The organism is Flavobacterium sp. LHD-85, assembly GCF_030929595.1.
Taxonomy (GTDB): domain Bacteria; phylum Bacteroidota; class Bacteroidia; order Flavobacteriales; family Flavobacteriaceae; genus Flavobacterium.
In genome coordinates this window covers 765169-786712 of the sequence record NZ_JAVFVR010000001.1, presented here as the reverse complement: position 1 = coordinate 786712, position 21544 = coordinate 765169, and the positions used below count along the sequence as shown (strand labels likewise).

The window sequence follows — 21544 nt, the reverse complement described above, 5'->3', positions numbered from 1 at the left end:
ATGGAAAACAATATTACTTTAGAAGAAATTCAAAATTTTAAAGGCAAGTACCCAAAGCAATTGTGGTACTTGTTTTTGGTTGAAATGTGGGAGCGTTTTTGTTTCTACGGAATGAGAGGGGTTTTAGCTTTTTTTATGGTAGACCAATTAGGTTTGCTGGAAGGAAAAGCAAATTTGCAATATGGGGCAATTCAAGCGTTTGTATATGCATTTACCTTTATTGGTGGAATTTTTGCCGATAAAATTTTAGGTTTTAAGAAATCGCTGCTTTTTGGCGGAATCGTGATGATTTTGGGGAATTTGCTTATTGCGGCCTCTCCTCATGATTTCTTTTATTACGGAATAACACTTTCTATTATCGGGACAGGTTTCTTTAAGCCAAATGTTTCTTCGATGGTAGGGGAGTTGTATCATGAAAATGATGGTCGTCGTGATGCAGGTTACGGATTGTTTTATGCTGGTATTAATATAGGGGGGATGCTTGGAGGAGCGATTCCTATTTATTTGGGGAAGAACTATTCTTGGAGCCTTTGTTTTCTTTCGGCTGCAATTGTTATGATAATAGGAGTTATAACTTTTCTTTTGACTAAAAAACATTTAACGCCAATTGGAAATTCTCCATTAGAAAATCAGACGCCTAAAAAACGAAATCTTTACGAGATAGCAGTTTATGTAGGTTCTTTTGTTGTGATACCATTAGTTTATATAATGGTGATCAATTCTGATTTTACAGAGTACTTTATGTATACTATGGGAGCAGTAGCATTAGGATATTTTGCATATGAACTGATAATGTTAAAGGATGGAAAACAGCAGCGAAAACTTTTGGCTGCCTTTGTATTCATATTTGGATACTTTATGTTTATGGCAATCTCTGAGCAATCGGGAGGTTCATTGTCTTTGTTTGCAAAAGATAATTTATCTAACAAATTGTTGTTTTTTAATATTGATCCAAATGTGGTAAATAACAGTATAAATTCATTGTATGTCGTTATTTTTAGCCCGTTAGTGGGATTGTTATGGATATTCATGGCTAAGCGAAAAATTGAACCTAATACGGTTATTAAGTTTGGTTTGTCATTTGTTTTGCTTGCAGCAGGTTTCTTCATTTTTTACACTGCCAGATTTTTTGTAAATCAAGACGGATTAAGTTCTCTAGATGTGTTTGCTTTAGGTTATCTTGTGTATACTCTTGGGGAATTGTGTATTGGTCCAATCGGAATGTCGGTAATTACAAAATTATCGCCTAAAAGATTGTTTGGAATGATGATGGGATTATGGTTCTTGTCAAGCGCATTTGGCCAGTTTGCGGCAGGAAAATTAGGGGCTGAAATATCTGATGCCAATACAGGAACTACATTAATGTCTAAACTTATTGCTTATACAGACGGATATTATCAATTAGCTTTGTATTCTCTAATTGCGGGTATTGTTTTAATTGTTGCAACGCCATTAATTAGAAAATTAATGCAAGAAGTTAAATAATTATATTGTAATCACTTTTTGCATAAATTTGTATAAAATTTTCCATTATGAAAAAAATAGTACTTATTGCTTTGTTTTTAATTGGTGCTGCTAATCTTCAAGCACAAGAATTAAAATGGTATACAGATGTTAGAGAAGCAATTACTGTAAGTAATAAGGAACAAAAGCCTATGCTGATGTTTTTTACGGGCAGTGATTGGTGTGGTTGGTGTATTCGCTTGCAAAATGAAGTTTTAAAGACTGCTGAATTTAAAAAATGGGCGACAGATAATGTAGTTTTAGTCGAATTAGATTATCCTAGATCTGTTGCGCAGACTCCAGAACTTAAAAGTCAAAATAACGAATTGCAGCAAGCTTTCGGTATTCAAGGGTTTCCAACTGTTTACTTTACAAGTGCAGAAACCAAAGATGGTAGAGTTAACTTTAAAGGTCTTGGCAAAACAGGATATGTTGCAGGTGGCCCATCAGCTTGGTTAACTGTTGCGGAAGGGATAGTGCATCCTAAAAAAATATAAATTTAGATTTTAAAATATTGAAAAGCCTCTTACGCAGTAAGGGGCTTTTTTTTGTTTAGTAGGAAAAACTCTTTAGGAATTTGTAGTGAATTGAGTATTATTTATTTTATCATATCTAAAAAAACATATAATGTATTTTTTGTGCTAATAAAATTTGGATAACTAAAATATAATGTTAATTTCGTCTTGCTAATCTAACCAAAACCAATTTATATGACTAAAAAATTACTTATCCTACTGTTTTTTTTAGGTTCATTTATGATGCAAGCACAAAACTTAGCATGGAGAACAAACATGACAGATGCTATTGCTATAAGTAATGACCAGAAAAAACCAATGTTGATTTTATTCACTGCCTCAGGTGTACCAGAAAATCTTCAAAATGAAATCTTTAAAACACCCGATTTTGCTGTGTGGTCGCGTGATAACGTGGTCTTAGTAAAATTAGATTTGTCTGACATGAATGCTTCAGATAGTGATCGCGAGCAAAATGTGAAATTGAAAAACGCATTTGGAGTTCAAGATCTTCCTGAAGTATGCTTTGCAATGGCATCAGTAAGAAAAAACAAAACTACATTTAGTGCTTTAGGAAAAATTGCCTATAAACCTGGAGGAGCGAAAGCTTGGATTGCAGAATCAAATGCAATTTTGCATCCATCAGAATAGTAAACGATTTCATTCGACTTTTATTTTAATTTTTTTTTAGTCCCCTTTCTGTTTTTCAGGAGGGGATTTTTTTATGTCAATTCAAATCAACAATTTGATTGTTTTTATTAGTGTTTATTTGACATTTATTAAAAAATCAGCCATTTATTATTAATTTGATTTTAATGCTTAGAAGTTGATTTTTAATCTCTTAAAATTTTTATCGGATTGTGTTTTTATATTATTTTAGTTTTATTAATATAACCAAAACCAAAATTATATGCCGAAAAAATTACTTATTCTACTATTTTTTTTAAGTCCATTTTATATGAATTCTCAAAATGTAATATGGAAAACAGACATTAATGACGCTGTAACTGCCAGCACAGAAAAGAGAAAACCATTGCTGATTTTTTTTACGAGCCAAGGTGTAAGTCCTCAACTTCAGAATGAAATTTTTTCTACTCGCGATTTTGAAGAATGGTCACGCAAAAATGTTATTTTGGTTAAGCTTGATCTCTCTGATCCTTCGATTTCTGATGCAATTAGGGAGCAAAATTTGCGATTGAAAAATGCTTTTGGAATTGAAGAAATTCCGCAAGTGTGTTTTTCTGAAGTTACCAGCAGAAAAGGAAAAACCAATTTTAATAAATTAGGACTTATGGGCTATAAAGCTTCTGGAGTTAAATCATGGATTTCAGAATCGAGTTTGATCTTAAACCCAGAATGAAATTATAATCTATAATATCCCTTTTCTTTAGTTGAATGAAAAGGGATATTTTTTTTGAGACAACTTCTCTTCCAATATTTTTGAATAGAGTTTGAATTTGATCCATCGGCAATAACAATTTTAGGCTGAAGATTTTGCAGTATTCGGTCTAAATTTACTTTTGAAGTCTGGGTAAGGATTAAAACATCTGGTTTAATTTTTTCTGAGAAAGTTTTAGTACTGTCAATTATTAGGATTTTGGTGTTTTTAAAATAAAGCAAATTTTTAATTACTTTGATTTTAGACAATGCAATTGAATTGCCTACTAGATACGAATTTACGTTTCTATTATTTTCAAGAACAGTATCTCTAGTGAGAAGTACAAGGTTTCTTCCTAAACGTTTAGAAATTAGAGTACTGTTTCTTTCATTGTAAACAATCAATTCTTCGTGTTTTTCTGTTTCTATTTTGGTTAAAATAAATGCAAACTGGATTGCAATAATAGAAATGAATACAAATATCAATTTACTGAAATTTGGCTTTTTAATCCAGATTATAGCACTAATTATAAGGAAAGAAAATGCCCATAAATGATACAGATTAAAGCTGATGCCTCGTATGACAAATGAATCTAAAGAAGCTACAGCATGGATCATAAGATTTAGCAGATAAATGCTTTTCTCAAAAATGATTGTGATGAATAGCGGAGGACTGGTAAAAATCGCTATAATCATAATCACAATTCCAGCAATCATGATAAATGATAAAAGAGGGAGAATAATGATGTTGGTGACAAAGAATAATCCTGGGAATTGATGAAAGTAATAAAGGCATAAAGGTAATGTGCCAATTTGAGCGGCGAAAGAAACTGTCAAAGCTTCCCAAATGTAAACCGTCAGTTTGTTTTTCGGTTTGTAAATGTTTTTTAAAATAGGTTGTAGCCAGAGAATAAAAAATAATGCGATATAACTCAATTGAAAACCAACATCAAATAAGAAATAGGGTTCAAAAAGTAATATCAATAAGATAGAGACCAATAATGTGTGATAGATATTCCCATTTCTTCGCAGATGATTCCCAATTGCGAGAAAGGAGAACATAACTACAGATCTTAAAACAGAAGGTGACAAACCAGATATTATGGCAAAACCAGTTAAAGAAACGAGAATGGAAGTTAGTTTAAATAAAGAACCCTTTTTGGTATTCGGAATTGGCTTGAGAATAAAAGTAATAAAAAGCATTATAAAACCTACATGAAGCCCTGAAACAGATAAAATATGTGTAGCTCCAGAGTATTGGTAATCCTGAATAATATCTTGTGAAATCTCCTGTTGCTGACCCAGAATTAAAGCCAAGGCAACATTCATTTCAGCTGCATTAAATTTTGATTTTTCAAGATTGGAAATTATTCTGGAATGCAATTTTGCACAGTAATACCAAATGTCCTTTTGAATTGTTTTGCTAACCAGAATTTCTTTCTTCTGACAATAAATCTGTGCATAGATTTGTTTGTCTGCCAAATACCTGCTGTAATCAAACTGATTTGGATTTTTGCTTGGTTTATTTTGCTGTAAAACGGTTTGAATTTTAATATTGTTTCCAATAATCAAATGATTATTACTGCTGTCTTTCTGGACGTTTACAATTACTTTTCCGGAATAAGGCTTTCCTGAAATTGTTTTTACAAGACCAATATATCGATCGCTGTAATCGTTGCTTTTTAGTTTTTCTCTAAGAAGTAGGGTAAATGATTGCGTTTTTTTAAATGCAGGTTTGCAATGAGTATAATTGTCGTTCTGAAGATTTTCGGTGTGGCTAATGATTGTAAAAGCGCCAGTACAGAAGGATAAAAAGTAACTTAAAACTCCAAGTAAGATAGATTTCTTATTGCGTTTTAAATGCCAGTAAAAAACTATGCAAAATGTAATGAAGCCCGATAAAACCAAAAAGGCAATTGTTGAAACAGAAAAATGCAGGTAATAGGAGGCAATTACGCCAAGTATAAAGGCAATTGTAATTTTTACTAACGGAAAATCTAATACTTTCATGGTTTAAAAGTATTAAATATTTGTAAGAAAAATAATAAAAAAAATGTATTTTTATGGAAGAACTCTATTTACTTGCTCAAAAGAGTTTTTGTAATAAGGTTCTTTAGTAGAAGAAATAATGACTCCTTTTGAAGTAGAGGAATGAACAAATTTTACTTCATCTGGATTGACTTCGGTAATTAATCCAACATGGTTAATTTGTCTGCTTTTGTTGGTTTTAAAGAAAATTAAATCGCCTTTTTTGGCATCATTTAACGGAATTACTTTTCCAATTTTAGCTTGTTCATATGAACTTCTCGGAAGCTGGATGTTTTCACTTTCAAAAGTAGTGTAAACCAATCCAGAACAATCAAATCCGCTTTTTGTAGTCCCTCCAGCTTTGTATCGCACGCCAATATTGCCAGTTGCTTTTTCAATTAAATTATTAGCCAAAGCTCTGTTTTCTTTTTTAGATTCGTTTTTGTTTGCAACAGAAGAAGTTGATTTACAAGAAGTAAAAGCAATTGCTAAAAGCAGAAAAAGGAGTATTCGTTTCAAAATAGATTAATTAGTTTGTTTTAAATCGGCAACAATGAGTTTTGCGGTGTTTTTACTCGCACCCACTCCGCCCAATTTTTGTTCTAATATATCGTAATTTTGTAGCACTTTATTGCGATGACCAGGCTCTAATAATTTCTGAAGCTCTTCTTTGATTCGTTTTTTGTTGCAATCTCCTTGAATCAATTCAGTCACAACTTCCTGATCCATAATTAAATTGACAAGAGAAATATATTTTAAAGTGATAATGCGTTTTGCAATCTGATATGAAACTTCGCTTCCTTTATAGCAAACCACTTCAGGAACTTTAAAAAGAGCCGTTTCAAGTGTTGCAGTTCCAGAAGTTACCAATGCAGCTGTCGAAGAACGAAGCAAATCGTACGTTTTGTTTGAAACAAATGCAATATTTTTATTTTTTAAGAATTGCTGATAAAATTCGTATTCTTGACTTGGAGCGCCAGCAATAACAAATTCGTAATCCTGAAAATCATCTACAACACTCAGCATCACGCTCAACATTTTGGTAATTTCCTGTTTACGGCTTCCTGGCAAAACGGCAATGATTGGCTTTTCGCCTAGATTATTTTCTTTTCTAAACAAATCTTCATCAAAAGCAGGCTGATTCTGAATAGCATCAATAAGCGGATGTCCCACAAAATCTACAGGAAAATGATGTTTGTCTTCGTAGAAACTTTTCTCAAATGGCAAAATCACATACATCTTATCGACATCTTGTTTGATGGCTTTAATTCTATTTTCTTTCCAAGCCCAAATTTGAGGAGAAATATAATAGTGTGTTTTATAGCCCAATTCTTTAGCCCATTTTGCAATTCGCATATTAAAACCAGGATAATCAATAAAAATAATCACATCTGGTTTGAACTCCGTGATGTCTTTTTTACAGATTTTAATATTATTTAAAATGGTTTTTAAATTGAAAGCCACTTCAATAAAGCCCATAAAAGCTAGATCGCGATAATGTTTTACCAGAGTTCCGCCTGCTTTCTGCATTAGGTCTCCGCCCCAAAATCTAATTTCTGCTTCTGGATCTTCGACGTATAATGCTTTCATTAAATTTGAACCGTGTAAATCTCCAGATGCTTCTCCTGCAATTATGTAATACTTCATGTTGGTTTTTTTGTAAATGTGCTAATTTGTAACTCCTAAAGGGAACTTAGCAAAGATAAGATTTAAATAACTAATGTAGAAATTGCCAATACAATCACGGCTAAAATTACGCCTCGAGCCATGTATTCTTTATTTCTTTTTAAAAGAATCGCAAATACGGCAAGATCTAAAAGTGTTCCTATAGTAATTATTTTTCCAAGGTATCCGTATTCTCGAATCATTTGAAATCCTTGTGAAATGTCAAATGTGGTAAAAAAAGTGATAAAAAGATAACTCCCTAAAAGAGCCGTAAAAATTCCGATTAAAAAACCGATCAGTATTTCTTTAGTCATTTAATTTCCAAGTATTAAGTTGCTGAATAGAGTGGTGGGCAGTCAGGTCAAATTGTACCGGAACTACCGAAATGTATCCGTTTGCCAAAGCCCATTCGTCTGTATCTTCGCCTTTATCTTCGTTAACAAATTTGCCTGCAAGCCAGTAATAATCTTTCCCAAAAGGAGTTTGTCTTTTGTCAAATTTTTGCGCATAATAGGCTTTCGCTTGACGGCAAACTTTTATGCCTTTAATTTCAGATTCTTTTAGTTTCGGAAAGTTGACATTTAAAACTACTCCTGGAGGCAGTTTGTTTGTCAGAGTTTCTAAAGCAATTTTTTTTACGAAAGACTTGATCGGTTCAAAATCAGCATTCCAATCAAAATCCAAAAGAGAGAATCCGATTGCCTGAATGCCTTCTATGCCGGCTTCTACAGCTGCGCTCATGGTACCTGAATAAATGACATTGATTGAGGAATTTGATCCGTGATTTATTCCCGAAACGCATAAGTCAGGTTTACGTTTCAAGATTTCGTTTACTGCCAATTTTACACAATCTACAGGAGTTCCAGAACAGCTGTACTCTGCAATTGTGTCATCGTCTTTTGAAATTTTATCTATAAATAAAGTATTGTTGACAGTGATTGCGTGTCCCATTGCGCTTTGAGGTTTGTCTGGCGCAACAACAATGACATCGCCTATTGTTTCCATAACGCTAATAAGGGCTCTAATTCCAGGAGCCAAAATACCATCATCGTTGGTCACTAATATTAGTGGTTTCTTAGCTTTCATATAATAAATATTATGTGTAGTTTTAACAATTGTAGGATTTTAAGAACAAAATTAATCACAATTATTTGCGAGAAGTCACAAATACTGTAAAATTTGTCAACTAAGGTAAAGAACTTTTTTACGAATTAAACATTTTTATATCTTTAACAAAAAATTATCGAAGCGTTAGCTCTCGTGGCATAGTTTTTAACGTAACTTAGATAAAAAAATTGATGAATGCTATTATAAAGTTTATGAAAAGAAATTATAAGATACTCATAGCCGTATTGTGCTTATCGCTTACATTATTTGCATTTAAGATGAATGCCGATAGGACAATCGACCCGGATCCGAACAGAGACAAGACACTTTTAGAATTACTAGCATTTGTTATTGAAAAAGGGCATTATAGTCCAGCGGAAATAAATGATGAGTTTTCAAAAGGTATTTTCAAGGATTACATCGATGCTTTAGACCCATCAAAAAGATTCTTCCTTCAGTCAGATATTGATGAATTCAAGCAGTATGAATTAATGCTTGATGATCAGTTTTTGAATAAAGATATTACTTTCTTCAACCTTACTTATACAAGGCTGATGAAGCGTATGGAAGAAAGTAAAAAACGTTACAAAACGATTTTGGCTCAGCCATTTAACTACAATGTAGATGAGAATTTTGATGCGGATTATGAGAAAATGCCGTATGCAAAAAACTTAACAGAGATTAATGAAAGATGGAGAAAACAGATCAAATTGTCTACGCTTTCTTCATTAGTAACAAAACAAAAAATTGAAGAAGAAAAGAAGAAAAAAGATCCAGCTTATAAAGAAAAATCTTTTGAAACTTTAGAAAAAGAAACACGCGAAAGCTCTTTAAAATCTCTAGATGATAATTTCAGCGTAATTAAAGATTTGAATAGAGAATACTGGTTTTCTGTGTATTTGAATTCTATTATGGCTCGTTTTGATCCGCACACTAGTTATTTTGCACCAGAAGAAAAAGATCGTTTTGATGTAAATATCAGTGGAAAACTTGAAGGTATTGGAGCTCGTTTGACTAAGAAAAATGATTTCACTCAAATTGATGAGTTGATTTCTGGAGGTCCAGCTTGGAAAGGAAAACAACTAGAAGCAGGAGATTTAATCTTAAAAGTTGCTCAAGGAAACGAAGAGCCAGTAGATGTTGTTGGAATGCGTTTGGATGATGTTGTGAAGAAAATTAAAGGTCACAAAGGAACTGAAGTAAAACTGACAGTTAAAAAAGTAGATGGTTCTATCAAAGTGATTTCGATCATTCGTGATGTTGTTGAAATTGAAGAAACATATGCTAAATCTAGTGTTGTTGAGAAAAATGGTTTGAAGTACGGAGTAATTTATCTTCCGAAATTCTATATCGATTTTGAAAATAAAGACGGACGTGATGCAGGAAAAGATATTGCTCGCGAAGTAGAAAGATTGAAACAAGAAAATGTAAATGGTATTGTTTTAGATGTTCGTGATGACGGTGGAGGATCTCTTTCTACAGTTGTTGATATTGCCGGTTTATTTATTGAAGAAGGACCTATTGTACAGGTAAAATCTGCCGGTAAAAAGAAAGAAGTTTTATACGATAAAGATAAAAAAATCGAGTGGGATGGTCCATTAGTTATAATGGTAAACAGTTTTTCTGCATCGGCATCTGAGATTTTAGCGGCTGCAATTCAGGATTATAAACGTGGTATTATTATCGGAAGTAAACAAACTTATGGTAAAGGAACGGTACAAAACGTACTAGATTTAAATCAATTTGTTCGAAATGCAAATTATGGAGATCTTGGAGCATTGAAAATTACAGGACAGAAGTTTTATAGAATAAACGGTGGCTCTACTCAGCTAGAAGGTGTTCATAGTGATGTGGTAATGCCAGATCGTTATGCTTACCTAAAAATGGGAGAGAGAGATATTGACAATGCAATGCCTTGGGATAAAATTGATCCAGCAGATTACAGTACTTGGAACTCTAATGAGAATTTCAATAAAGCAATTATGAACAGTAAAAACAGAATTGCTCAAAATCCTCAATTTAAATTAATTGATGATAATGCGAAATGGATCGATGTTAAAAACAAAGAAAACGTATACAGCTTAAATATTAAGAGCTTTAAAGAAACTCAAGAACAAGTTGAAAACGAAGGAAAAAAATATAAGCCAATTTCTGATTACAAAAACGATCTGATTTTTAAATCGCTTCCGTATGAAGATGAAGAAATGAAAGCTGATGCTTCTTTAAAAGAGAAAAGAGATGCATGGCACCAAGCATTGTCTAAAGATGTTTATGTAGAAGAGGCTTTAAATGTATTGGATGATTTGCAAACAAAAAGTTTGGTAAAAAATACAGTTAATCCTAAAATGAAAAAGGATAAACTAGTGAAGTCTTAAGTTCGATAAGAATTTAATTTGTTTAAAAACGCTCTATAAATTTTGAATTTATGGAGCGTTTTTTTGTAAGTTCGCTTTTTAAAAGAGAAATATGAAAGGTTGTTTAGGTTTGATTTTGCTAAGTTTTGCATTGCTATCATGTAAAAAAGAAAATGCAAAAATTAATGAAGAGGTAAATAGTAATGAAGTGGTTTCTTTTAAGGAAAATTCTACTCATAAAGATTCTCTGTATACGGTTGCTTATCTCCCGACTTCGACAACCAAACAGATTGTAAAACACCAATACTACACACTTTCTTACAATGAAAAGTTTGAGCAGGCAGAATGGGTGGCATACGAACTGAAAAAAGAATATTTAAAAAATAATGATTTTAAAAGACCTTATTTTATAGAAGATCCAAAAGTAACTACAGGTTCTGCCGACTGGAGAAATTATAAAAAATCTGGTTACGATAAAGGCCATCTTTGCCCTGCAGGAGATATGGAATTTAGTAAAGAGGCGTACAATGATACTTTTTATACGTCGAATATTTCTCCTCAGAAAAAAGATTTTAATTCGGGAATTTGGAATAGAATAGAGCAGAAGACTCGTTATTGGGCAGGAAAATACAATGATATTTATGTCGTAACTGGTGGAATTGCAAAAGATTCAGACGAAAAAATAGGAACAGAGAAAGTCGCTGTTCCTAAATATTTTTATAAAATTGTTTTGGCAAAAACGGGTAAAGAGCATAAAGCAATTGCTTTCTTAGTGCCAAACGAAAAAAGTGATAAATCAATTTATGATTTTGTTGTTCCGATCGAGACTTTAGAAAAAATGACTGGAATTGACTTCTTCCCCAATCTTAAAAATCTAAAAAGCAGTAAAGATTTTTAATTAAATACTGTTTACCTATAAATTAATCCAGAATATAAATAAGAATGCCTTTTTTTAAAATGAACAAGCAAAAAATGATGTTTGTTGGTTTAATGATTTCTTTTATCATAAACCACGGCTATAGCCAAACAATACTGAATAAACAAAATATAGAAAATACACTTAATGATGTCTTTAATAAGTTTAAAGATTTAAAAGAAGGAAAAAATGCCGATTATATTAAAGAGCTAGCCAATGTTGATCCCAACATTTTTGGTATTGCTCTTGTTACTGCAGATGGGGCCATATATACAAAAGGAGATATAACGTCGATGGTTTCAATTCAAAGTATATCGAAAGTATTTACTATGGCAAAAGTAATTGAGCAAGAAGGGCCACAGCTTTTGCAAGACAAAATAGGCGTGAATGCCACTGGGTTGCCATTTAATTCTATTGTTGCAATAGAAATGCATAAAGGCGATAAAATCAATCCTCTTGTAAATCCTGGAGCTATTGCAACCACGAGTCTTGTTCGAGGTAATGATTCTATAGTAAAATGGAAAGAAATACAGCAAATTCAGAGTGACTTTGCTGGAAGACAGCTTTCTATAAATCGTCCAGTTTATATTAGTGAGGCTGGTGATAATTTGAGAAATCAAGCTATTGCACATTTGTTATTGGCTTATAATAGAATATATTTTGATCCAGTACAAGCAACAGATCTTTATACAAAACAGTGCGCATTGAATGTAAATGCAAAGGATCTTGCTACAATGGCAGCGACGTTGGCAAATGGAGGTATAAATCCTATTACAAAGAAAAAGGTGGTTAGTCAGACAACTGTAATGTATACTTTACCTGTAATGGCAACTGCAGGTCTTTACGATAATTCTGGAATTTGGCTTTTTAATTCTGGACTTCCAGCAAAGAGTGGTGTTGGAGGAGGAATGTTGGCAGTATGTCCGGGTAAATTTGGAATTGCTGTTATTTCGCCACCATTGGATGAATCTGGAAATAGTTTGAAAGCTCAGAAAGTTATCCAATATGTTGTAGAAAAACTTAAAGTAAATCCTTATTGGATTGAGCCTAAGTAGGTTTTAGGTAAAAAAGAAAAGTTCAAAAATAGTTTTGGACTTTTCTTTTTGTTTTTGAAAATTAAAAAGCAGTAAGACTCTTTAAATCTGCAATTGTTTCTGTTGGATTTTCAGCTTTAAAAACAAAGCTTCCAGCTACTAAAACATCTGCACCAGCTTCTACCAATTGCTTTGCATTTTTGCTGGTTACGCCACCGTCAATTTCAATTAGTGTTGAAGCATTTTTACGAGTAATAAGCGCTTTTAACTTTCTTACTTTGTCATATGTATTCTCAATAAATGATTGTCCTCCAAATCCTGGATTTACGCTCATTATACAAACAACGTCGATGTCATTAATAATGTCTTCTAATAAGTCAACATTGGTATGAGGGTTCATGGCTACTCCAGCTTTCATTCCTTCTGCTTTGATAGCTTGCAGTGTTCTGTGTAAGTGTGTGCATGCTTCGTAATGTACCGTTAAACCATTTGCTCCTAAATCGGCAAAAGTTTTAATGTAACGATCTGGATCGATAATCATTAAATGTACGTCGATATATTTTTTCGCATGTTTTGAAATTGCTTCCAGAACTGGCATTCCGAAAGAGATATTCGGAACAAAAACGCCATCCATAATATCGATATGAAACCAATCTGCCTGACTGTTGTTAATCATTTCTGCATCACGCTGTAAATTACCAAAATCGGCTGCAAGAACTGAAGGAGCAATAAGTGTATTTTTCATTGTGTAGTATGTTGTTTTTTTACAAAGATAATTTTTTTATGTGGTACGTGGTGATTTAACCGCAAAGAGCGCAAAGGTTTTTCGCAAAGTTCGCTAAGGTTTAATTAAAATTATTTGAGAATACAAAGTTCACAAAGCTTTGTATTCTTTGAAAGCTTTTGGATTAACAGTTAAAATATCTTTGTGCACTTTGCGAAAAAACTTTGCGCTCTTTGCGTTAAAAAAACTTCCAGCTAAATGATAAAAATAAAAAACTCCGGTAATCAGCCGGAGTTTCAATCATCAATCAAAAAACGAACAGTCAATCAAACTGTTGTTTGGGGTAAAATTCCAAGTTATAAATTCCAAATCCCAATTAGATTGGAATTTGGGGTTTTAAATATTGAAATTTAATATTGTTATCCTAAATAAGTTTTAAGGATTTTACTTCTAGAAGTGTGTTTCAATCGACGGATTGCTTTTTCTTTAATCTGACGAACACGCTCACGAGTTAGGTCGAAAGTTTCTCCAATTTCTTCAAGAGTCATTGGGTGCTGATCGCCAAGACCAAAATACAAACGAACAACATCTGCCTCTCTAGGAGTTAATGTTTCTAAAGAACGTTCGATTTCAGTACGAAGAGATTCGTGAATTAATTCTCTATCTGGATTTGGAGATTCACCAGAACGCAATACGTCATAAAGGTTAGAATCTTCTCCTTCAACAAGAGGCGCATCCATAGATAGGTGACGTCCAGAGTTTTTCATAGACTCTTTTACGTCGTTTACAGTCATGTCTAGTTCTTTTGCAATTTCCTCAGCAGAAGGCGGACGCTCGTTAGATTGCTCTAATAACGCATACATTTTGTTGATTTTATTGATAGAACCAATTTTATTTAATGGTAAACGTACAATACGAGATTGTTCAGCTAATGCTTGAAGAATCGATTGACGAATCCACCATACAGCGTAAGAAATGAATTTAAAACCACGAGTTTCATCAAAACGTTGAGCCGCTTTAATTAAACCTAAGTTTCCTTCATTAATTAAGTCAGGAAGAGTTAATCCTTGATTTTGATATTGTTTAGCCACAGATACTACGAAACGTAGGTTGGCTTTTGTTAGTTTTTCTAAAGCTCTTTGATCACCAGCCTTTATTCTTTGTGCTAATTCTACCTCTTCATCAGCGGTAATTAGGTCAACTTTTCCAATTTCTTGTAGATATTTATCTAACGATGCAGTTTCACGATTAGTTACCTGCTTGGTGATTTTAAGTTGTCTCATGTTGTTGTCTCCCTATTTTTAAAGTGTACAAATGGTTATACGTAAGGAGTATCGAAAAAGTTACAAAAAAGAACATTTTATTTTTGTAAATTAAAAATTTTAATTGTGTTAAATTGCAAAGGCCTTGATTTACAATGTAATCAAGGCCTTTGTTTTCTGTTTTTTTTCTGTAATTATTTTACCGTAATATTTTTTGAAACGTATACCGGGTGTCCATTTTCAGTAAATCCTTCTAGAATAACTTCAAAATTTCCTTTAATGTCAGAAGTGTAAAAAGATAAATTTTCTTCTTTGGAGTCCAATTTAATATCTGGTTTCCATAACAATTGATATCTATAATCTGGAATTCTCTGTAATTTATTTCCAGCGGCATAATCTGGATTGTTGTATACTTTCTGAGGATTTGGACGTTGAATTTCCATAGTTTTTAAATACTTTTTCGCATAATTCTCCGAAAATTCATTGTTTTTAGTTTCAAAACTAATTAAACCTCCATACAGATTCGGACCATAAACATAAGGTTCAGAAATTAGGCTTACTCTGTTTACGTTCCCCATATTGTATTCAAAAAGGTCACTTGGATCCTGAATTAATAATCCATCAACTAGAACCATTGGTGGACCGTACATTTGTAGGTCTTTTTGATCGTTTCTAATATGAAGTTCATATTTTCCATTATTTCTTCTGTAATAAAGTTCTACAAGGACTTCTACAATATTTTCTTTTAAAGTTGGAAACCTTGTATAATCGTCTAAAATATAAGTTTTTTCGATTGTGCTGAAGAAAGGTGACATAACAGCTTCCGTAACTAAGCTGTCTTTTTTGATTTGATAGTAAGCGTTTTGAATTTGGCTTGCTGTAGATCTTTCTTCAATATCTTTTTTAAGCTCTGGAGACAAATTAAGTTTTGAGGTAAATTGTAATGATGAAGGGTCAAATTTTGGAAAAGCATCTAAAACGATTGTATAATCAGCTCTTTTTTCATCAATTACCTGTAAAATTGCATTAGGGAAATTAGGGAATTGATCTAATAAAAACGCAAATTTTCCTTGAGTATTTGTCTTTACAATTTTTAAAACATATTCTTTTCCAGGTAACGATAAAGCAATCGATTTGTCAGCAATATTTTGATTACTGCTAGATGTAATATAACCTGTAATAAGTTCAGATCTTACTTCTGGAATATAAGTAAACGAACCCGTTGTAAAATTAACATAGCTTTCTGAAGATTTCTTAGCAAATTCTGCTGGTGTCAGCTGTTTTAAAGTTGGAATCTGATCTGTTTTTCTAATAGAAACAGAATAATTTCCTTTTTCAACGGTTCCAGTTAAAGACTTCAATTTTAAATTGATTTTTTCTCTAGTGTAATAGCCTTCTTTGTCAAATTCAAAATCAATTCTTTTATCATTTCCTGTATTTGAATTTACAGTTTGAACTGCTGTTGCAGTATTTTGCGGGTTAACAAGGTCAAATGTTATATTATCATTTGGCTCTTGAGTTTGAAACGGATTGATAATGAAAATATCTATTTCATGTTTTTGCGAATTGGGATTATTCAGCATCCATTTTGTATAAGCAATGACTTTGTAATTCCCAGTTTTTAAAGTCGTTGGAATAAAGTATTCTCCAGTTCCAATTCCGTTATCAAGATATATTTTATTTTTTTGAAGTGATTTTTTCTCACTGTCAATTAATTCAACATAAGCAATTTTGCTTATTTGGCTGGTTTTATTGTTTAACGGGTTTAAACAATACAGTTTGAAATACAATGTTTCTCCAGTCAAAAAGCTAGTTGTGTTTGAATGAAGAAAAATAGTTTCTTGCGTTGAAATGGTTGGTATATCATTCCTGTTTTGTGAATTCTGAGCATAGATAAATCCGCTTTGAATTAATAAAAACATTAAAATCAACAAATGCTTTATTCTGCCTAGAATATTGGTTTGATTATATATTGAAAAGTGTTTCATGAATTTTATAAAGATTAATCTATCCAAAAAGGAGGAACAATATTAGATGAAAATGTTGTGCAATCTCCACAAGCAGGCTTTACTAATCCGTATGAAGATAAATTAGATGAAAAATGTACTAGTTCACGACTTCTTATTACAGTACGTAGCTGCACGCCTGCACAAGGAGGATCTCCTATACAGTCAACGAAATCACGTATATTACAATCGGTTTCATAATATGGAGGAAGAGGTTCATTCGGGAATAAATCGGCATAATTAAAAAATATTCTTTCAGATGAAACTGCAGATACTTCAAAAAAGCCGATGACTTTTTCGGTTGGATTTTCTACAGACCTCATGTTTCCATAGAAAAAACCTGGCTGTTTAGGAGAAAGGACGCTGCCTGAAGAAGATAATTCCTTTAGTGTTTTATAATAAGTATATGCTGCTAAACTTTGAACATATTGTTTTACAAAAATAGTATAGCGATTTGTGATTATATAATTTTGATTACTTATAAAACGTACAGGAAAATGTACTCTGTCTTCGCTAAGACTATTGGTGTTGTTCAAGATTATTTCATTTGATTTTTTAGAAGAAAAGCATGTTTTAGTTTCTTTACTTCTTGGTCTTACAACAATAACTTCTGAAGCAGGTGATGGAGGGGTTCCTTCAATTGGATTTCCTGGATCTGCGGGAATATCGACTATAATTGCTTCCCTACTGTCCCACATTGGGGCAATGATTTTGTAAGTTTCAGTATATTCATATCTGTAATATTTTGAAGTATTATTAGGATCAAAACTATTTACATTTATTTGTACTCCTCTTTCTCCACCAACATTTTCAACAGTTGCGGTAAGGTTGTCAATTTTAGTTTCTGTAGTTAAAATCTGTTCGTCTGAAGTGTAATTTTTACCTTCTCTCGTTTTGATTTTTAGCTGATACTTTCTTCCTGGTTCAGCTTTAAAAGGTGTAATTGATTCGTAAACCGTATCTTTTTCAGTAAACTGATATTCGTTTCCTTTATCGTCTAAAACAAACACACTTGCCCCTTTTTCAAATCTCGGACCGCTTTCTTCAAGTTGGTAAACTTGCGAAAGTCTTATGGTTTGATTTTTAAGTTCGTTTGTAATGGTTCCCTCCACTACTAGAGCGCTTTCAAAATCAGTATTCTGAAACACATATTGTTCTGTACAGCTGCTAATTGCAAATGCGAGTATTAAGAAAAGAGAGATTTTATATGTAATTTTTTTCATGATTTTAAAACTTGAAATTATAAGTAATACTTGGAATTGGAACAGAGAAAATAGATGTTTTGTAAGCTTTAATCTGTCCTTTATCTGTAACAAAAAACACAGAATAAGGATTGTTGCGGCCTAACACATTATAAACTGAAATATTCCAAAAGCTATGAGCCAACTTTTTGATTTTATGATTTCCTTCGATATTCAAACCGAGGTCAAGTCTGAAGTAATCAGGAATTCTGTATTTGTTACGATCGCTATAAACGGTATATTGTTCGTTGCCATAATCGTATCGTCCGATAGGATACGTAATTGGTCTACCAGTTTGATAAGTAAAGTTACTTGAAAAACTATAGCGCTTTGTAATTTTATAGTTTAAAACAGCGCTAAAATCATGAGGCTTGTCAAAGTTTGAAGCAAAGTACTTTCCATTATTTACTTTTTCTTCATTAAACTGACTGTCAAGTTTTATTAAGGATCTTGAATATGTATATCCAAGCCATCCGTTTAATTTTCCAACCTGTTTTTTAACTAATACTTCGACTCCATAAGCTTTTCCTTCTCCTTGTAAAAGTTCGGTCTCGATATTTTCATTTAGCAATAATTCTGCACCAACTTTGTAGTCTAGGATATTTTTAGATCTCTTATAATATCCTTCTAAACTAAATTCAATATCGCCACCTTTTAGGTTTTTGTAAAAGCCCAGAGAAACCTGCTGAGCACTTTCTGGTTTAACATTTAGATCAGAAAGTTTCCAGATATCTGTTGGAGACTGCGTTGTGTTATTTGATAATAAATGAATGTATTGATAAGTTTTATCGTAACTCGCTCTTGCCGAGAAATCATCTGCAAGGAAATATCTAGCGGCAATTCTAGGCTCTAAGCCTCCGTATCGTTTAATTACTTCGTTATTGCCGTATGTTTTTGTATCAATTACAGTTGCATCACTTATAGGAACATTGTCCTCGTAAATTCGCTGAGTAGATTTTCCTAAAGCGGCAAAAGTTGAATATCGTAAACCAAAGTCAAGTAAGAATTTGTCGCTTATTTTAAAATTATCTCCAATATATGCTGCAGATTCTAATCCTTTTTCTGTTTCAACATCAATCGGAACTAATGTCGATTGAGGGTTTGTTGGATTTAAATATCCTGGGTCAACAGAATATAATTTTGTAGAAAGACCATAGCTGAATTTGTGTTTTTCGTTATATAAATAATTCATTTTCAGCATTGCCTGAGTCTCATTGATTTTATAACCAAAATCAAAATTATTAACTCCTTCAGATTGGTAATCAATGTTGAATTTGTATTCGCTATTGGTAACAATCAAAGAACCTTTGTTTTTCTCATTGAAAGTATGGTTCCATTTTAAAGTCGCTAATCTATTACTGTATTTATATAGTGAATCTGATGATACACTAAATTTATCATGGCTATAGTAAAGTGTAGATTCAATATCATTTTTAGCGTTTATTTTATGATTGTATTTAAGGATGAAATCATAAAATGAAGCTTGGCTATTTTTTAAATTTTCATCGTCTAAGGTTTTTAAAATCCAATCAGAATAAGTTGCTCTTCCTCCTGCAACTAAACTAGATTTTCCTTTTACAATAGGAGTAGAAAGCATTAAATTACTGGTTACTGGTCCTATACCTCCTTCTCCTTGAAACTCGTCGAAACTTCCAGTTTTAGATGTAATGTCAAAAACAGAAGACAGCCTACCTCCAAATTCAGCAGGAATGCTACCTTTATAAATATCAACTTTTTTAGTCGTATAAGGATTTAAAGCTGTAAAAAAACCAAAGAAATGTGACGGGTTATATAAAGTAGCATGATCTAATAAAAATAAGTTTTGATCTTCTTTACCACCTCTAACATTATATCCAGAAGAACCTTCACCAGCAGTTTTTATTCCAGGCATAGTTAGGGCTACTTTGAGAATGTCACGCTCACCAAGTACTAAAGGAACGTTTTTAATTCCTTCAGCATCAATAGTGGTTACGCCAGTAATGGCAGCTTTTGCTGTTTTGCTTTTGTTTGTTTTAATTAAAACTTCATCGAGCTGATTTATATCTTCGGTTAACGAAAAGTTTAATGAGCCATCATTGTAAACCATGATGTTTTTAGTCACTTTATTATAAGAGAAAGTTTCTGTTTCTATAACATTTAAACCTCCAGGCACTTGCAGACTGTAATGTCCTTTTTTATCTGTAGTGGCAGAATATTCTGTGTTTGGTATTTTTACCAAAACATTTGCAATTCCAGCATTGTTTTTTCCGCCTCTAATAATACCAGATAAGGTGTAGGTTTTCTTTTTCTGATTTTTTACTTCTTTACCAATTAAAACAATATCTCTAATGTTTTTATTTGGGTTTCTTGAATTGGTTTTTTTGATCGAATCATACTGCTGATAGAAAATTGGGCTGATCATTCCGTTTTCGTCTCTTTCAAGAGGAATTCCGAAATAATCATCTGGCAATTGACTATAGATGATACTGTTGTTTGTAACTATAACTTTGTTTTCTGAAACATAAAAGTTGAAACTTGTGTTTTGAAAAACATCTTCCAAAACTTCACCAATTCTAACTTCTTTATATTGTTTAGATATCGAAATACTGTCGTTTTCTAGCCATTTTTCATCAAAATAGAATTTGTAATAAGATACTTTTTCGATGTCTTGAATGGCAGTTTTTATATTTGCATTTTTAAATTCAACTGTTATTTTGTCGCTAATTACTTGGGAATAAATTATTTGTTGAAAGGCGATTAAAAATAGAATAAGAGTAATTTTTTTCATTTAATTAGAACTTTTTTTTAAAAGACCATTGATTTGTTTTGCTAGATTTTCCATGAATTTCATCTTGTCGGAACGTTCTAATTTTTTATCAGTATTATAAAAATTACTGATATCTTTTTTGTAGTCAGGGAAAATTTTCTTGAAATCTTTTTCTGATTCTACTTTGTAGAAATGGCTGTTGTACTTTAGGAAGTAATTGATTTTATATATGAAATTGTAGTAAACCCCATCTGACTGGAAAACTTTTACTTTTTCTTTATAATGTTTAATATAAAGAGAAACGTTGTCGCCCGCATAGCTTTCTTCATAAAAGCCTTTGGTAATGCCAATAGCTTTATTTGAATCAGGTTTTATGTTTACAAACTTTTTGTTTTTAATGAAAAAATAATCAACCTTTTCGCTGATTAAATTAATCGGTAAGTTTTCTGAAGCTCCATTCTGTTTATAGATGACTTGATCAAGAAGAATGTCGTATTTAAGATTGACACTAGAATAAATCTGATCCTCAAAACTGATATCGCCAATATTAAACTCTTCAGTATAATATCTGTTTTTACCAGCAATTGGACGAAAAGGTTCGCTATGAACTATTCCGTTGTTGATATTTAAATTGTCTTTTCCGACTGTTTGGTCGAAGTAATCGTATAATGAAGATTTTTCAGCAGATTGTGAGTGTAGATACGATATGTTTAAAAGGGTTGTAAATAACGATAGGTAAATCGCTTTTTTTTTGTAATTTTTCAAAGGAAATGTGATTTTTTTGTTTTTGGATTGATTGGTTCCAAAAGTATTAAAAAAATGTTATAAAAATCACGTTATAGTGTTAAAATGTAATAAAAGTTCTATGGAATTTGCTTGAAACGAAAAAAAACTATACTTATAGTATATTTTGGTGTTGAAAATCCAGATTAATTGGAGAAGTTATCTATTCTAATAATTTTCAGTTTTCGAAACATTAAAGTAAAGAGAGGACTTGTTGTTTCTTTAAATTGAAAAACCCCAATTCGATTAAGAATTGGGGTTTTCTATAAATAAACCTTTAGTAAAC

General features: G+C 32.2%; 19 protein-coding genes. 8 read left to right on the top strand and 11 right to left on the bottom strand.

The window, feature by feature from the left end; genetic code table 11:
- The 4 genes from RB618_RS03330 (at window position 1) to RB618_RS03315 (ending at window position 3375) form a co-directional block, all read left to right on the top strand.
- Complete coding sequence (locus RB618_RS03330) at window positions 1–1485, top strand: peptide MFS transporter (RefSeq protein WP_308067468.1); 1485 nt, start codon at window positions 1–3, stop codon at window positions 1483–1485.
- Window positions 1486–1532: 47 nt separating this feature from the next.
- A complete protein-coding gene (locus RB618_RS03325; RefSeq protein WP_308067467.1) occupies window positions 1533–2000 on the top strand; it encodes a thioredoxin family protein in 468 nt (155 codons plus the stop codon).
- Between the two features lie 213 nt (window positions 2001–2213).
- The gene (locus tag RB618_RS03320; RefSeq protein WP_201998887.1) at window positions 2214–2666 is read left to right on the top strand and encodes a thioredoxin family protein; all 453 of its coding nucleotides are present in this window, start codon (window positions 2214–2216) and stop codon (window positions 2664–2666) included.
- 259 nt (window positions 2667–2925) lie between these two features.
- Window positions 2926–3375, top strand: coding sequence for a thioredoxin family protein (locus tag RB618_RS03315; protein ID WP_308067466.1), 450 nt, complete (start codon window positions 2926–2928; stop codon window positions 3373–3375).
- Window positions 3376–3377: 2 nt separating this feature from the next.
- On the opposite strand, the gene RB618_RS03310 is transcribed toward RB618_RS03315, so the two are convergent.
- The 5 genes from RB618_RS03310 to surE all read right to left on the bottom strand — a co-directional run bounded on the left by RB618_RS03310 (window position 3378) and on the right by surE (window position 8171).
- Complete coding sequence (locus RB618_RS03310) at window positions 3378–5402, bottom strand: ComEC/Rec2 family competence protein (RefSeq protein WP_308067465.1); 2025 nt, start codon at window positions 5400–5402, stop codon at window positions 3378–3380.
- Between the two features lie 51 nt (window positions 5403–5453).
- Window positions 5454–5939 carry a C40 family peptidase gene (locus tag RB618_RS03305; RefSeq protein ID WP_308067464.1) on the bottom strand — a complete coding sequence of 162 codons (486 nt, stop codon included), beginning with the start codon at window positions 5937–5939 and terminating at the stop codon, window positions 5454–5456.
- Between the two features lie 6 nt (window positions 5940–5945).
- Window positions 5946–7067 (bottom strand): lipid-A-disaccharide synthase, encoded by a 1122-nt coding sequence (gene lpxB, locus RB618_RS03300; protein ID WP_308067463.1) that lies wholly within the window; start codon window positions 7065–7067, stop codon window positions 5946–5948.
- Window positions 7068–7129: 62 nt separating this feature from the next.
- Window positions 7130–7399 carry a hypothetical protein gene (locus RB618_RS03295; protein ID WP_308067462.1) on the bottom strand — a complete coding sequence of 90 codons (270 nt, stop codon included), beginning with the start codon at window positions 7397–7399 and terminating at the stop codon, window positions 7130–7132.
- On the bottom strand, window positions 7392–8171 hold the full coding sequence (gene surE, locus RB618_RS03290) for a 5'/3'-nucleotidase SurE (RefSeq protein WP_308067461.1): 780 nt from the start codon (window positions 8169–8171) through the stop codon (window positions 7392–7394). Before surE ends, RB618_RS03295 begins: the two co-directional genes overlap by 8 nt.
- Window positions 8172–8383: 212 nt before the next feature.
- Between surE and RB618_RS03285 the strand changes: the two genes are divergently transcribed.
- The 3 genes from RB618_RS03285 to glsA all read left to right on the top strand — a co-directional run bounded on the left by RB618_RS03285 (window position 8384) and on the right by glsA (window position 12517).
- Window positions 8384–10567 carry a carboxy terminal-processing peptidase gene (locus RB618_RS03285; protein WP_308067460.1) on the top strand — a complete coding sequence of 728 codons (2184 nt, stop codon included), beginning with the start codon at window positions 8384–8386 and terminating at the stop codon, window positions 10565–10567.
- Between the two features lie 91 nt (window positions 10568–10658).
- The gene (locus RB618_RS03280; RefSeq protein ID WP_308067459.1) at window positions 10659–11444 is read left to right on the top strand and encodes a DNA/RNA non-specific endonuclease; all 786 of its coding nucleotides are present in this window, start codon (window positions 10659–10661) and stop codon (window positions 11442–11444) included.
- Between the two features lie 59 nt (window positions 11445–11503).
- Complete coding sequence (gene glsA / locus RB618_RS03275) at window positions 11504–12517, top strand: glutaminase A (protein ID WP_308067458.1); 1014 nt, start codon at window positions 11504–11506, stop codon at window positions 12515–12517.
- A 61-nt stretch (window positions 12518–12578) separates the two neighbouring features.
- Here glsA and rpe read toward each other — a convergent pair whose 3' ends face one another.
- A complete protein-coding gene (gene rpe, locus RB618_RS03270; RefSeq protein WP_308067457.1) occupies window positions 12579–13241 on the bottom strand; it encodes a ribulose-phosphate 3-epimerase in 663 nt (220 codons plus the stop codon).
- 237 nt (window positions 13242–13478) lie between these two features.
- Between rpe and RB618_RS03265 the strand changes: the two genes are divergently transcribed.
- Window positions 13479–13634, top strand: a complete 156-nt coding sequence (locus RB618_RS03265) for a hypothetical protein (protein ID WP_308067456.1) — start codon at window positions 13479–13481, stop codon at window positions 13632–13634.
- Window positions 13635–13639: 5 nt separating this feature from the next.
- Here RB618_RS03265 and RB618_RS03260 read toward each other — a convergent pair whose 3' ends face one another.
- The 5 genes from RB618_RS03260 to RB618_RS03240 all read right to left on the bottom strand — a co-directional run bounded on the left by RB618_RS03260 (window position 13640) and on the right by RB618_RS03240 (window position 21240).
- Entirely contained in the window at window positions 13640–14503 is an 864-nt protein-coding gene (locus tag RB618_RS03260) for an RNA polymerase sigma factor RpoD/SigA (RefSeq protein WP_007804760.1), read from the bottom strand.
- 173 nt (window positions 14504–14676) lie between these two features.
- A complete protein-coding gene (locus RB618_RS03255) occupies window positions 14677–16470 on the bottom strand; it encodes a hypothetical protein (protein ID WP_308067454.1) in 1794 nt (597 codons plus the stop codon).
- 14 nt (window positions 16471–16484) lie between these two features.
- On the bottom strand, window positions 16485–17711 hold the full coding sequence (locus tag RB618_RS03250) for a DUF4249 domain-containing protein (RefSeq protein WP_308067453.1): 1227 nt from the start codon (window positions 17709–17711) through the stop codon (window positions 16485–16487).
- 4 nt (window positions 17712–17715) lie between these two features.
- Window positions 17716–20496 carry a TonB-dependent receptor domain-containing protein gene (locus RB618_RS03245; RefSeq protein WP_308067452.1) on the bottom strand — a complete coding sequence of 927 codons (2781 nt, stop codon included), beginning with the start codon at window positions 20494–20496 and terminating at the stop codon, window positions 17716–17718.
- A complete protein-coding gene (locus tag RB618_RS03240) occupies window positions 20497–21240 on the bottom strand; it encodes a hypothetical protein (protein ID WP_308067451.1) in 744 nt (247 codons plus the stop codon). It lies immediately after the preceding gene.
- Between the last annotated feature and the right edge of the window lie 304 nt (window positions 21241–21544).

Coding starts and splice junctions, on each gene's coding strand:
- RB618_RS03280 (WP_308067459.1), top strand. CDS start 10,659: ATGAAAGGTTGTTTAGGTTTGATTTTGCTAAGTTTTGCATTGCTATCA.
- RB618_RS03285 (WP_308067460.1), top strand. CDS start 8,384: ATGAATGCTATTATAAAGTTTATGAAAAGAAATTATAAGATACTCATA.
- RB618_RS03245 (WP_308067452.1), bottom strand. CDS start 20,496: ATGAAAAAAATTACTCTTATTCTATTTTTAATCGCCTTTCAACAAATA.
- RB618_RS03295 (WP_308067462.1), bottom strand. CDS start 7,399: ATGACTAAAGAAATACTGATCGGTTTTTTAATCGGAATTTTTACGGCT.
- RB618_RS03255 (WP_308067454.1), bottom strand. CDS start 16,470: ATGAAACACTTTTCAATATATAATCAAACCAATATTCTAGGCAGAATA.
- lpxB (WP_308067463.1), bottom strand. CDS start 7,067: ATGAAGTATTACATAATTGCAGGAGAAGCATCTGGAGATTTACACGGT.
- RB618_RS03320 (WP_201998887.1), top strand. CDS start 2,214: ATGACTAAAAAATTACTTATCCTACTGTTTTTTTTAGGTTCATTTATG.
- RB618_RS03315 (WP_308067466.1), top strand. CDS start 2,926: ATGCCGAAAAAATTACTTATTCTACTATTTTTTTTAAGTCCATTTTAT.
- surE (WP_308067461.1), bottom strand. CDS start 8,171: ATGAAAGCTAAGAAACCACTAATATTAGTGACCAACGATGATGGTATT.
- rpe (WP_308067457.1), bottom strand. CDS start 13,241: ATGAAAAATACACTTATTGCTCCTTCAGTTCTTGCAGCCGATTTTGGT.
- RB618_RS03265 (WP_308067456.1), top strand. CDS start 13,479: ATGATAAAAATAAAAAACTCCGGTAATCAGCCGGAGTTTCAATCATCA.
- RB618_RS03250 (WP_308067453.1), bottom strand. CDS start 17,711: ATGAAAAAAATTACATATAAAATCTCTCTTTTCTTAATACTCGCATTT.
- RB618_RS03310 (WP_308067465.1), bottom strand. CDS start 5,402: ATGAAAGTATTAGATTTTCCGTTAGTAAAAATTACAATTGCCTTTATA.
- RB618_RS03260 (WP_007804760.1), bottom strand. CDS start 14,503: ATGAGACAACTTAAAATCACCAAGCAGGTAACTAATCGTGAAACTGCA.
- glsA (WP_308067458.1), top strand. CDS start 11,504: ATGAACAAGCAAAAAATGATGTTTGTTGGTTTAATGATTTCTTTTATC.
- RB618_RS03325 (WP_308067467.1), top strand. CDS start 1,533: ATGAAAAAAATAGTACTTATTGCTTTGTTTTTAATTGGTGCTGCTAAT.
- RB618_RS03330 (WP_308067468.1), top strand. CDS start 1: ATGGAAAACAATATTACTTTAGAAGAAATTCAAAATTTTAAAGGCAAG.